The sequence below is a fragment of the Rhodococcus chondri genome, from assembly GCF_036327435.1.
Lineage (GTDB): Bacteria > Actinomycetota > Actinomycetes > Mycobacteriales > Mycobacteriaceae > Rhodococcus > Rhodococcus chondri.
Genome location: NZ_JAUZMZ010000145.1, coordinates 1 through 11516, shown reverse-complemented (window position 1 = coordinate 11516; position 11516 = coordinate 1). Strand labels below are relative to the sequence as shown.

Genomic DNA, 11516 nt, shown 5'->3' with positions numbered 1-11516 from the left:
CCCGGGCGGCGCCTCACTCTGCCCTCTTGACAAGGGCTTCTACATATCAGTGCCCGGGTCCGGCGCTCACCGGCGCCACCACGGCCCCCGTGAGGCGGATCAGATCGGCGGGGGCGAGTTCGATCTCCAGTCCGCGCCGGCCGGCGCTGCAGAACACGCGATCGAAGTTCCGGGCGGACTCGTCGACAACGGTGCTCAGCCGTTTGCGCTGCCCGAGGGGAGAGATTCCGCCCAGGACGTACCCCGTAACACGTTCGGCGTCAGCGCGTTCGGCCATTGCGGCCTTTCCGCCCCTGCCCAGCGCGGCCGCGGCAGCCTTGAGCGACAAGGTCGCCGGGACCGGGATCACCGCAACCCCCAGCGTGCCGTCGGACAGCGCGACGACGAGGGTCTTGAAGATCTGTGCGGCGTCGACACCGAGTCGTAGTCCCAGGGCGGAGGTCGCCTCGGACCCGTACGAGCCCGAGCGTGGATCGTGCGGATATTCGTGCACCGTGTACGGCACCTTTTCCCGCGACAACAGCTTGGTGGCGGGCGTGGACGTCGAAGCCATGCGCGTCACTGTAGGCAATCGCGCGCACCCGCGACGGGCGGAACAACGCGGGAAGGTTCGGTGTTGACCTCGTTGGGTCGTGCCTCCGGCGCGGCCGTCGTCGCCCACAACGATCGGAGAACCGGTGCCCGTTCTGTGTCCGTCCCGTCCGGCTACCGTCGGCCCGGTAGCCTTCACGGAAGACGCAAGTGAAGGGATCGGTGTGGTCGAGGAGACTGGCGCGGAACTGGCCGAGAGGTTCGAGCGGGACGCATTGCCCCTGCTCGACCAGTTGTACGGCGCGGCGTTGCGAATGACCCGCAATCCCGCGGATGCCGAGGATCTGGTGCAGGAAACCTACATCAAGGCATTCTCGGCGTTCAGGTCGTTTCGGGAGGGCACGAATCTCAAGGCCTGGCTGTACCGGATCCTGACCAACACCTACATCAATTCGTACCGGAAGCGGCAGCGGCAGCCTGCCCAGTATCCGACCGAGGAAATCACCGACTGGCAGCTCGCGGCGACCGCGGAACACACCTCCACCGGCCTGCGCTCCGCGGAGGTCGAGGCGCTCGATGCGTTGCCGGACGACGACATCAAGGCCGCGCTGCAGGAACTGCCCGAGGACTTCCGGATGGCGGTGTACTACGCGGACGTCGAAGGGTTTCCGTACAAGGAGATCGCGGAGATCATGGGTACGCCCATCGGCACGGTGATGTCCCGATTGCATCGTGGCCGCAAACAACTGCGCGGTCTCCTCGCCGATGTCGCGCGGGAGCGTGGATTCAACCGTGGGGGTGCCGTGGACGCGGCGACAGCGGCCGAGCCGGTGACGACCGACACAACCGAGCACAGGAAGGGAGTCTCCCAGTGAGTGAGCCGGCAGAGTTCGAGCAACTCGATTGCTCCGCGGTGATCGCGGATGTGTACATGCTCCTCGATTCCGAGTGCGACGAGACATCTCGTGCCCGACTGCAGGGCCATCTCGACAACTGCGGGTCCTGTCTCGAGGAGTACGGCCTCGAAGAGCGGATCAAATCGCTGCTCAGTCGCAAATGCGGTGGTGAGCACGCTCCCGAGGGGTTGCGGGAGCGGCTGATGCTCGAGATCCGCCGCACGGTTGTGGTGATACAGAGCGACGGCGACAGCCGCTCCGCGCAGAACTGACGGACGGCCGACAACAGCCGAAGGGCCGGAAAGCAATCAGCTTTCCGGCCCTTCGGCGGTTGTCGAGCGTGTCAGGCGTTGGGACGCTTGCCGTGATTGGCGGCGTTACCCTTGCGACTGCGCTTCTTGCGGCCTCGCTTACCCATGATTCGGTCTCCTTTCGAGTTTCACTACAGTGTTTCACGTGCGGTCGAGTGGTCCTGTCGGCAGGTCCACCGTCCGAGTCCGCGAAAGAGGTGTTCGATGGCAGAGGACGTGCGCGCGGAGATGGTCTCGACCGTCTTCGAGGTGGTGGTGAGCGAAGGCGATGTCGTTGCGGAAGGCGACACACTCGTGATCCTCGAGTCGATGAAAATGGAGATCCCGGTGATCGCGGAGAGCGCGGGTACCGTCACGTCCCTGGATGTGGCGGTCGGCGACGTCATCCAGCAGGGCGATCTCATCGCGGTCATCTCCTGAGCACGAAGACCGTTCCCGTGTCCACCCTCAGTTCGCTGCTCGCGACCCACACCGATCTGCCCGGCGCCGCCGTCGACCATCTGCAACGAGTGGTGGGGGAGTGGCAACTACTCGCCGACCTGTCCTTCGCGGACGTGTTGCTGTGGGTGAACGCCGAATCCGACGGAATCGTGTGCGTCGCGCAGTGCCGGCCCACCACCGCATCGACGGTGTTGCCCGAAGACGCCGTCGGCAAGGTCGTATCCGACGACGAACATCCTTATGTACGTGAGGCTTTCGAGACAGGCACGATCGTGACCGCCTACCCGGGCAACGGTGACGCGATCAATCTGCGCCAGGCGGTGCCGGTGCGGTGGGAGGGGGAAATCGTTGCGGTTCTCAGCCGCGATGCGGCACGCGTGTCCCGCCGGTCGACGAGCGCGCTCGAAACGGCCTATCTCGAATGTGCCGACGCGCTCTACCGCATGATCAGTGAGGGAACCTTCCCCACCCCCGAGGCGCGCTCGGATACGAAATCCAGTCCTCGCGCCGGTGACGGCTTCATTCGGCTCGACCGTGACGGCTGCGTGGTCTACGCCAGCCCGAACGCACTGTCGGCGTATCACCGGATGGGGTTCAACTCCGACCTGCTGGGCCAGGATCTCGTCGAGACGACGCGTGCGCTCGTCACCGACCCGTTCGAGAGCAGCGATGTGTCGGACTATCTGCGTGGTGCGGTCGAAGGTCGTCTCGGGCAGCGCATGGAGATCGAGGCCCGCGGCGCCACGGTGCTGATCCGCGCGCTGGTACTCGCGCCCGGCGGTCGGATCGAGGGTGCGGCGGTGGTGGTTCGCGACGTCACCGAGGTCAAGCGCCGCGACCGCGCGCTGCTCAGCAAGGACGCGACGATCCGCGAGATCCACCATCGGGTCAAGAACAACCTGCAGACCGTCGCGGCGCTGTTGCGGTTGCAGGCACGTCGCACCGGCAACGGGGAAGCGCAGCAGGCGCTCGGTGAAGCGGTCCGCCGAGTGACGTCGATCGCGCTGGTGCACGAAGCGCTGTCGATGTCCGTCGATGAGGAGGTCGATCTCGACGAGGTGTTCGACCGGCTGATTCCGATCGTCCTGGACGTGTCGGCCGTGGGCAGCCAGATCCACGTGCACCGCGAAGGAAAACTCGGTGTATTTCCGGCGGACCGGGCCACACCGCTGGTCATGGTCCTGACCGAACTGGTGCAGAACGCTGTCGAGCACGCATTCGACCCCGGCGCGCACGGCACCGTGACCGTGCGTGCGCAGCGGTCGGCGCGCTGGCTCGACGTAATCGTGCACGACGAGGGCAAGGGACTACCCGAAGGGTTCAGTCTCGAGGAATCCGACCGGTTGGGCCTGCAGATCGTGCGGACACTCGTCGCCGCGGAACTCGGCGGCGCGTTGCATCTGGAGGCGAACACCGCGGGAGGTACCGACGCGCGTCTTCGGCTCCCGTTGGGGAAGGTTCCCGCCAACGGCACGTGACGGCGGACGACGCCGGACGGACAGAAAAAAGCCCGGCACCGAAACGGTGCCGGGCTTTTCGCCTGCTGTGATGCTCAGACCGCGGTGCGGGCCCGGGTACGAGCGTTGCGGCGCTTGAGCGCACGGCGCTCGTCTTCGCTCATGGCGCCCCACACGCCGGCATCCTGGCCGGACTCGAGGGCCCAGGACAGGCACTCAGCGGTGACGGGGCACCGATTGCACACGAGCTTGGCATCGGCGATCTGCGCGAGGGCCGGGCCGCTGTTCCCCACGGGGAAGAACAGTTCCGGATCTTCGTCGCGGCAGATGGCCTTGTGGCGCCAGTCCATGCTTCTACTCTCCTTTGATGGTGCCGTCGGGCACCGCTGATGGTTGCTGCAAGTTCATGCGTGCGTCGCGAAGTATTTCCGCGCGGTTACTTGTGAATGCTTTCACGAACGAGCGTGAAGTCAATAGAATTCCACAGGACCGTGGGGAAGCTCACGCCAGCGGCGTGCCCATCTGTTGTCTATTCCACTTTGTACACTTCGGGATTCGAAAATGTAGGTTGAATCACAGAATTCGACTACCCGAATTGTGGTGTAGGCGCGACCACATCGAGAATGGCGGGCACCGATACGAAGTCCACTTCGCGGTGAAGCCCCAGGTAGTCACCATCGACCTGCAATCCGATGGGCCTCGAGGACACCGCCCGCGCTCGGGGGGCATCGTCGACACGCAGTAAATATCGTGATTGCGGCTGCCCACCACGTGCGAGCAGTTGCCGCACCACCCGCAGGCTCGGAACAACCCGCGTCGTGGTCATCGCGAAGATGCCCAGGCCTGTCTCGAACGATGTTCCGGGGTTCGTATGGACCGGTCGTGTATCGAGGAACGTCCACGGGCTCGAATTCGACACGAACGCGTAATGAACCCCCGATACGGGATCTCGGCCCGGCAATTCCAGGGTCAGCGCGGGTTCGGCGCGCTTGGAGGAGAAGAACTGTGTGATCGCATGGCGCACATACCGAGCGGTTGTGACCTTCCGTCCGCCGGCCCGACTGAGATCGATGGCCTCGCACACCTGGGCATCGAGGCCGAGACCCGCATTGAACACAAACCAGCGACCGGCACAGTGACCGAGACCGATGCGCCGGTGGGTGCGCTCGGCGAGGAGGGTGCGGAGCTGCTCGGTTGCCTCCATCGGATCGGCGGCAATGCCCAGCGATCGCGCGAAGACGTTCGCCGAACCCCCGGGAACGACCGCGAGTAACGGGATCGTGGGATCCGGCTCCCGGTCGGGAGAGTCGCCCAGCAACCCGTTGACGATCTCGTTTACGGTGCCGTCCCCGCCGTGCGCGACGATCACGTCCATGCCGTCGGCGTGGGCGGATCGTGCCAGTTCGGCGGCGTGCCCGCGGTGGGTGGTGTGCGCCACGGTGAGGCCGACCCTGTCGGCCAATGCGTGAGCGAGCCGGTCGCGACCGGCGGGTGTGGTCGTCGTCGCGTTCGGGTTCACGATCAGCAGTGCACGCACGGAGCATCAGCCTAAGTGGTCCGCGCCGGGTCCACTACGCTGGCCGGGTGCCCACCGAAACTCCTCGCAGCATCGTTCCGACGACCGTCCGCCTCGCAGGCTGGCTTGTTGTTCTCGAAGGTGTCGTCGCGATCGGCTTCGCGCTGTACTCGGTGGTTCGCGCGGCCTCGGGGGATCATGATCAGACCGTGACCAACGGCTACGGCTTCGCGCTGTGGCTCTCGATTCTGTTCGGAGGTGTGCTCGCCGCCGGGATCGCCCTGCTACGCGGAATCCACTGGGGCCGGGCAGTCGCGGTCGTCGCGCAACTACTTCTCCTGCCGGTGGTGTGGTCGCTGCTGACGGATTCGCACCAGGTGGTACTCGGCATCGTCCTGGCGCTGGTCGTGGTACCGGCACTGGTGCTGCTGTTCAGTCCGCCCACGACGCAGTGGCTCGCGGAAGAGTACGTCCCCGACGACGACCCGGATGCCGATTCGAAGCAGTAACCGAAGCGGGAAACGGGCGCTGAACATGCAACTTGTACGACGCGCCCGGGATGGCGGGAGGCGGGGGTCGCCTCGCATCCGGGCTCCGAGTAGGCAAGGATCGACGTGTGACAACGGTACTTGCGGTGGCAAATCAGAAGGGTGGCGTCGCGAAGACGACCACCGTTGCGTCGTTGGCTGCGGCTCTGGCCGCACTCGACCAGCGTGTTCTCGTCGTCGACCTCGATCCCCAGGCCTGTCTGACGTTCTCGCTCGGACACAACCCGGACAAGATCGAACGCTCGGTGCACGATGTGCTCATCGGGGACGCCGAGGCGAAAGAGGTCCTCCTCGACACCGCCGAGGGCATTACCTTGCTTCCTGCCACGATCGACCTCGCAGGAGCGGAAGCGCTGCTGCTCATGCGCCCCGGCCGCGAGTATGCGCTCAAGCGGGCGCTGGCGACCATACGAGACGATTTCGACATCGTCATCGTCGACTGTCCGCCGTCGCTCGGAGTGCTCACCCTCAACGGTCTCACCGCCGCCGAGTCGGTACTTGTGCCGCTGCAGTGCGAAACGCTCGCGCATCGCGGCGTCGGACAGCTGCTGCGCACCGTCGAAGAGGTCAAACAGATCACCAACCCCGATCTCGACCTCCTCGGCGCGCTACCCACGCTCTACGACGCGCGCACCACCCACAGCCGGGATGTGCTCGCCGACGTCTCCGACCGCTACAACCTTCCGGTGCTGTCGCCGGCGATTCCCCGTACCGTCCGATTCGCGGAGGCGTCGGCGTCCGGAGCGACCGTCCTCGCCGGACGGAAGAACAAGGGCGCGCAGGCGTACCGAGAGCTCGCGGAGAACCTGCTGAACTACTGGACGGACGGCCGCAAACTCGAAACCCTGAGCGGGTAGGCGCTCAACGCAACGCCACGATTTCACTGCCCCGCTGTTCGAGCACCACATCGCCCGCGACGGTGACGGAGACCGGGCCTCGGCCGCCACGTTCGACGGATATCCGGCCGCGCGAGTCGCCGGTCGAGGGATCGACAACGGCGAGCGCGCCTTCGACCGGTAGCAGCAGGGTGCCCGCCATTGCGTCGCCCGTGCCGAGAGTGTCCTCGACGACCCAGCGAGGAGCGAAATCCGAGGCGGCGAGCGCAATCGTGTCGGCCCCGGTCCACCACACGAGCATGCCGTCGTGCTCCTTCGCCGGTCCGGCGTCCGGTCCGGCGGTGTGTTCCAGCACGTGACGTTGCACGATGTCACCGCTGCTGTCGAAGACGTCGATGCGGGGTGCGGCACCGTTGCCGGGCGGGAGATACACGGCGACGCGTTCCTCGACGACAGCGACGATCCGGCTGCCCCCACCCGGCGCTGCCTCGGGAAGTACCGACGAGGCGAACTCCTCGGGCTTCTGACTGTCCTCCGGAGTGGGATCGAGGAGGGTCAGGCGTTCGGTGGGTTCCCCGGGGCATTGCTCGAGCACAGCGAGGACTTCTCCACTCGCCCCGGCAGATCGGAGGTTGCAGCCGGTCCGCGGCTGTGAACCGGGGTTGACCGGGGCGTCCACCCGGCCGTACTCGACGGTCCGTACCAGGTCGGAACGCCACATCTCGAGTCGCGTGTCCCCGAACGAGATCACGTGTGCACCCGCGTTCAGCAGCCGGACGGCGTCGTCGGCGTTGCTGGTGCGTTGCGCGGCGCGTGCACCGCTGTCCGCCGCGAGAGCCGTGACCTGACCGCACCCGCGCCGGTCCGGATAGACGGAGACGATCGTGCCCCAGGCGGCGGTCGCCGCGCACAGCGGACGATCGCGTTCGTAACTCCACCGGCTCTCGCCGGTGAGAAGGTCGCGCCCGACGACGGTGGTGCCGTCCGCGGTTGCGGCGGTTCCACCGACAGCGAGGGCACGGGCGGTCGCGGCACTCGGGGAACGCCAGAGCTCGGACAGGTCCGGCGGGACGGTGTTCGCGGTGGGAGGAGCAGTTACCGGATCGTCCCACGTGATCGAAGTGGTGCCGCGCGCATCCGAGCGAAGCCAGACAACACTCGCCGCCACCAGAACGGTGGCGACGAGTGCCATGGCGACGAGCAGGTCCGTGCGCGTGCGTCGCTCGGGCGGGAGCACGCTGCTACTGCGGGGCCGTGGTCGAGACCGTGTCGTGGGCCGGTGTGTTCTGCGTGGCTCCACCGTGCGCCGCGGTACCGGCGGCGGATCCGCCACGGCGACGGCGACGGCGTTTCCGACTCGGTGTGCCGCCGTTGTCCGCGCCGCTCTCGTCGGCCTCGGGGGCGTCGGTGCTGGGAGAGGACTGCTCGCCGGTGTCTGTCGAACCGCTCTCGGTGACGGCCTTACCGCGGACCGTACGACGCCTGCTGCGCGTGCGCGCGGGACGCTCACCGCGCTCCTCGCGATCACCCGACGTTCCGGATCCGTCCGACGGCGCGGTCGCTGCGGCCTTTGCGGGCGTCGCCTTGCGGATGCGACCGGTGACGCCTTCGGGGATGCTCAGCTCCTCGTAGAGATGCGGTGAGCTCGAGTACGTCTCCACCGGATCCGGGATGTCGAGCCCGAGAGCCTTGTCGATGAGCTGCCAGCGCGGAATATCGTCCCAGTCGACGAGGGTCACGGCGATACCGGTCCGGCCCGCGCGGCCGGTGCGGCCGATGCGGTGGACGTAAGTCTTCTCGTCCTCGGGGCACTGGTAGTTGATGACGTGTGTGACGTCGTCGATGTCGATGCCGCGAGCCGCGACATCGGTGGCGACCAGGACGTCGATCTTCCCCTGGCGGAACTTGTCGAGTGCCTTCTCGCGGGCGATCTGCCCGAGGTCACCGTGCACGGCACCACATGCGAATCCGCGCTCGACGAGGTCGTCGGCCACCTTCTGCGCGGTGCGTTTGGTGCGGGTGAAGACCATGGTGGCGCCGCGGCCCTCGGCCTGCAGCACGCGGGCGACGAGCTCGGCCTTGTCGAGGGCGTGGGCGCGATAGACGACCTGGTGGGTGCGCTCGTGCACCGCGGACGATTCGGCCTCTTCGGCCCGGATGTGCGTCGGCTGCGTGAGGAACGTGCGGGCCAGGGTGATGATGGGGCCCGGCATGGTGGCCGAGAACAGCATCGTCTGGCGGCGGTCGGGGACCATCCCCAGGATGCGTTCGATGTCCGGCAGGAAGCCGAGGTCCAGCATCTCGTCGGCTTCGTCCATGACGAGTACACCGATCTTGCCGAGGATCAGGTGGCCCTGATTGGCCAGGTCGAGGAGGCGACCCGGGGTGCCCACGACGACGTCGACACCCTTCTTCAACTGGTCGATCTGCTGCTCGTACGGGCGGCCACCGTAGATGGACAGAACCTCGAGGCCGGACTTGCGGCTGCCGGGGAGGTGCTTGGAGGCGTTTACCAGGTCGTTGGTGACCTGGACGCACAGCTCGCGGGTCGGGACGATGACGAGTGCGCGGGGCGTGCCGTCGAGGGTGGAGGTGCCGGAGCCCTCGGTGGTGATGCGGTGCAGCAGCGGCACGCCGAATCCGAAGGTCTTGCCCATGCCGGTGCGGGCCTGACCGATGAGGTCGTCGCCGGCGAGGGCGAGGGGGAGTGTCAGCTCTTGGATCGCGAAGGTGCGCTCGATCCCGGACTCGGCGAGTGCGCGGACGATTTCGTCCCGGACACCGAGTTCGGCGAAGGTGGGGGCGACGTGGGTCGCGTCGAGCTGCGCGGAGACGGTGGTGTCGCTGGCGTCGTCTTCGTGGTCGATGGTGATCTTGCTCAGGGGTCTGGCCTTCCTGGTCTCGGCACGCACGCACGAGGTGGACAGGCGACCGGCCTGCGCCTCAGCTCGAGCAATCCTCTGAGGGCTCGGCGAAGCGCGACAGCGATCCGCAATCGGGTGCGCGCACATTATCGGTGAAGCCCGCGGGCCGCGTTCAGCAGCTCGAAGCGCGGTCTTCCGCATCCATTGTACCGGGCGCGGCATATTCGGCGAGGTGGTACTACGCTTTGTCGTCATGGGAGCCGAACCGCCGTCCACTGCTGAATCCCGCTCGTCTTCTACCGTCCCCGCTGATCACCCCGGTGTTGCCGAGCTTTTCGCGGTGCTCGCCTACGGCGAGATATCGGCCTTCTACCGCTTGGCGGACGACGCCGCGTTCTCGCCGTCCCTCCGCGGGCGCGTGGCCCTGGCCGGCATGGCGGCCGCCGAGATGAGCCATTTCGAGACATTGCACACGGCACTGAGCGAACGCGGTGTCGAGATCTATGCCGCGATGGAACCGTATCGCGCGGCTCTGGACGCCTATCACGCGTCGACCACCCCGTCGACCTGGCTCGAATCGATGGTGAAGGCCTACGTCGGGGACGGTATCGCCGCGGACTTCTACCGGGAGATCGCAGGCCTGCTCGCGCCCGAGGTCGCATCCGTCGTGCGCGAGGTGCTCGCGGATACCGGACATTCGGAGTTCGTCGTGCAGGAGGTCCGCGAGGTCGTCGAGCGCAGCCCGCTGCAGAAGGATCGGCTCATGCTGTGGGGTCGTCGTCTGCTCGGGGAGGCGATCACCCAGGCCCAGTACATCCTGGCCCAGCGTGAGGAGCTCGCCGAACTCGTGATCCTCGCCTCGGGCGACCTGTCGAACATCGCTGCGCTCATCGATCGGATGCAGATCGAGCACGCCGAACGGATGTCGGTGCTCGGACTGCATTAGCCTGACGGGGACAGCAGTACAGCCTGAGATTTCGGAGGTCCACCGTGGAGGTCAAGATCGGCGTCGCGGACAGCCCGCGCGAACTCGTCGTCGTCAGCGACCAGACGCCCGATGAGGTGGAGGCACTTGTGACGGCCGCGCTGGGTGGAGCGAACGGCGGCGTGCTCGCACTCGTCGACGAAAAGGGACGCAAGGTTCTCGTCCAGGCGGCCAAGCTCGCATACGTCGAGATCGGCCCCGCAGCTCTCGGCAAGGTCGGTTTCGCAGCCATGTGAACGCAGATGACCGAAGGGCCGGGACGCATCAGAAAGTGCGTCCCGGCCCTTCGGTCATTCGGCCCTTCGATCTTTCGGCCGACGCGCGCTCTACGGCTCGCGGCGACGCAGCTCCGGCTGCAACGGAACGTGCTTGAGCCCGCCCCAAGCCAACGCCACGGTGGTGTCCACCGCGTCTTCCTTCGAGATCGGGCGGGATGCGTCGAGCCAGTAGCGGGCGGTGAACTGACTTGTGCCGACGAGTCCTACCGCGAGAATGCGGGCACGGTACGGATCCAGCCCCGAATCATGGCTGACCAGGTCGAACACGGCATCGACGCACGCCTCGGTGGCCTGCTCGACACGGCGGGCCACCTCGTGCTCACCCATCAGATCGGATTCGAACACGAGCCGGAAGCCCTGACTGTCGTTGTCGACGAAGTCGAAGAACGCCTGTACCGCGGCCCGGACCCGCTGCCGGTTGTCGGTGGTGGAGCGCAACGCCTGCCGCACCCCGGAAATGAGGACGTCGACGTAGTTCTGCAGGACCGCGCAGTACAGTTCGAGCTTGCCGGGGAAATGCTGGTAGAGCACCGGTTTGCTGACGCCGGCGCACTCGGCGATCTCGTCCATTCCGGCTGCGTGGTAGCCGTGGGTGACGAACACTTCGCTGGCGGCTCCGAGCAGTTGGGCACGGCGTTCGTCCCGCGGCATCCGGGCGCCCCGCTTGGCTCCGTTCGTGCCGGTTCCGTTCGTGGTGTTGGCCCGGCCGGATGCTCGGGCGGCGACTTCGGTCATGCTGGCTCCCAATCTGCACACTCGCCGCCAGTGACCATTGCCACTTCGACGCCTCTCATTCCTGCAGGTTACAGGTCACCTGCTCATTCATGGGCGACCGGTATACCGATCAGTATCC

The 11516-nt window shown here is 66.6% G+C and carries 15 protein-coding genes; 8 read left to right on the top strand and 7 right to left on the bottom strand.

What is annotated here, in order from left to right:
* Positions 1–46 precede the first annotated feature (46 nt).
* Positions 47–553 (bottom strand): Cys-tRNA(Pro) deacylase, encoded by a 507-nt coding sequence (gene ybaK / locus Q8814_RS20280; RefSeq protein ID WP_330153799.1) that lies wholly within the window; start codon positions 551–553, stop codon positions 47–49.
* 202 nt (positions 554–755) lie between these two features.
* Between ybaK and Q8814_RS20275 the strand changes: the two genes are divergently transcribed.
* A complete protein-coding gene (locus Q8814_RS20275; protein ID WP_330153798.1) occupies positions 756–1406 on the top strand; it encodes a sigma-70 family RNA polymerase sigma factor in 651 nt (216 codons plus the stop codon).
* Positions 1403–1699, top strand: coding sequence for a mycothiol system anti-sigma-R factor (gene rsrA, locus Q8814_RS20270; protein WP_330153797.1), 297 nt, complete (start codon positions 1403–1405; stop codon positions 1697–1699). Before Q8814_RS20275 ends, rsrA begins: the two co-directional genes overlap by 4 nt.
* Positions 1700–1770: 71 nt before the next feature.
* Here rsrA and Q8814_RS26560 read toward each other — a convergent pair whose 3' ends face one another.
* The gene (locus Q8814_RS26560; RefSeq protein ID WP_022597109.1) at positions 1771–1845 is read right to left on the bottom strand and encodes a 50S ribosomal protein bL37; all 75 of its coding nucleotides are present in this window, start codon (positions 1843–1845) and stop codon (positions 1771–1773) included.
* 97 nt (positions 1846–1942) lie between these two features.
* On the opposite strand from Q8814_RS26560, the gene Q8814_RS20265 reads away from it, so the two are divergent.
* A complete protein-coding gene (locus Q8814_RS20265; RefSeq protein ID WP_330153796.1) occupies positions 1943–2158 on the top strand; it encodes a biotin/lipoyl-binding carrier protein in 216 nt (71 codons plus the stop codon).
* Positions 2159–2175: 17 nt separating this feature from the next.
* On the top strand, positions 2176–3657 hold the full coding sequence (locus Q8814_RS20260; RefSeq protein ID WP_330153795.1) for a sensor histidine kinase: 1482 nt from the start codon (positions 2176–2178) through the stop codon (positions 3655–3657).
* 74 nt (positions 3658–3731) lie between these two features.
* On the opposite strand, the gene Q8814_RS20255 is transcribed toward Q8814_RS20260, so the two are convergent.
* Both Q8814_RS20255 and Q8814_RS20250 read right to left on the bottom strand, forming a co-directional pair.
* On the bottom strand, positions 3732–3986 hold the full coding sequence (locus Q8814_RS20255) for a WhiB family transcriptional regulator (protein WP_330153794.1): 255 nt from the start codon (positions 3984–3986) through the stop codon (positions 3732–3734).
* Positions 3987–4222: 236 nt separating this feature from the next.
* Complete coding sequence (locus Q8814_RS20250; RefSeq protein ID WP_330153793.1) at positions 4223–5173, bottom strand: diacylglycerol/lipid kinase family protein; 951 nt, start codon at positions 5171–5173, stop codon at positions 4223–4225.
* 47 nt (positions 5174–5220) lie between these two features.
* On the opposite strand from Q8814_RS20250, the gene Q8814_RS20245 reads away from it, so the two are divergent.
* On the top strand, positions 5221–5661 hold the full coding sequence (locus Q8814_RS20245) for a hypothetical protein (RefSeq protein ID WP_330153792.1): 441 nt from the start codon (positions 5221–5223) through the stop codon (positions 5659–5661).
* 107 nt (positions 5662–5768) lie between these two features.
* On the top strand, positions 5769–6557 hold the full coding sequence (locus Q8814_RS20240) for a ParA family protein (protein ID WP_330153791.1): 789 nt from the start codon (positions 5769–5771) through the stop codon (positions 6555–6557).
* Positions 6558–6561: 4 nt separating this feature from the next.
* Here the strand turns inward: Q8814_RS20240 and Q8814_RS20235 are convergent, their stop codons facing one another.
* A complete protein-coding gene (locus tag Q8814_RS20235; RefSeq protein ID WP_330153790.1) occupies positions 6562–7773 on the bottom strand; it encodes an Rv3212 family protein in 1212 nt (403 codons plus the stop codon).
* A gap of 4 nt (positions 7774–7777) precedes the next feature.
* The gene (locus tag Q8814_RS20230) at positions 7778–9448 is read right to left on the bottom strand and encodes a DEAD/DEAH box helicase (protein WP_330153789.1); all 1671 of its coding nucleotides are present in this window, start codon (positions 9446–9448) and stop codon (positions 7778–7780) included.
* A gap of 205 nt (positions 9449–9653) precedes the next feature.
* Between Q8814_RS20230 and Q8814_RS20225 the strand changes: the two genes are divergently transcribed.
* Both Q8814_RS20225 and Q8814_RS20220 read left to right on the top strand, forming a co-directional pair.
* Complete coding sequence (locus tag Q8814_RS20225) at positions 9654–10346, top strand: ferritin-like fold-containing protein (protein WP_330153788.1); 693 nt, start codon at positions 9654–9656, stop codon at positions 10344–10346.
* A gap of 44 nt (positions 10347–10390) precedes the next feature.
* Complete coding sequence (locus Q8814_RS20220) at positions 10391–10621, top strand: DUF3107 domain-containing protein (RefSeq protein ID WP_330153787.1); 231 nt, start codon at positions 10391–10393, stop codon at positions 10619–10621.
* A 90-nt stretch (positions 10622–10711) separates the two neighbouring features.
* Here Q8814_RS20220 and Q8814_RS20215 read toward each other — a convergent pair whose 3' ends face one another.
* Positions 10712–11398 (bottom strand): TetR/AcrR family transcriptional regulator, encoded by a 687-nt coding sequence (locus tag Q8814_RS20215; RefSeq protein WP_330153786.1) that lies wholly within the window; start codon positions 11396–11398, stop codon positions 10712–10714.
* Positions 11399–11516: the final 118 nt, after the last annotated feature.

Bases quoted from the DNA above. Each gene is read 5' to 3' on its own strand.
- Q8814_RS20215 (WP_330153786.1), bottom strand. From the start codon at position 11,398: ATGACCGAAGTCGCCGCCCGAGCATCCGGCCGGGCCAACACCACGAAC.
- ybaK (WP_330153799.1), bottom strand. From the start codon at position 553: ATGGCTTCGACGTCCACGCCCGCCACCAAGCTGTTGTCGCGGGAAAAG.
- Q8814_RS20255 (WP_330153794.1), bottom strand. From the start codon at position 3,986: ATGGACTGGCGCCACAAGGCCATCTGCCGCGACGAAGATCCGGAACTG.
- Q8814_RS20265 (WP_330153796.1), top strand. From the start codon at position 1,943: ATGGCAGAGGACGTGCGCGCGGAGATGGTCTCGACCGTCTTCGAGGTG.
- Q8814_RS20225 (WP_330153788.1), top strand. From the start codon at position 9,654: ATGGGAGCCGAACCGCCGTCCACTGCTGAATCCCGCTCGTCTTCTACC.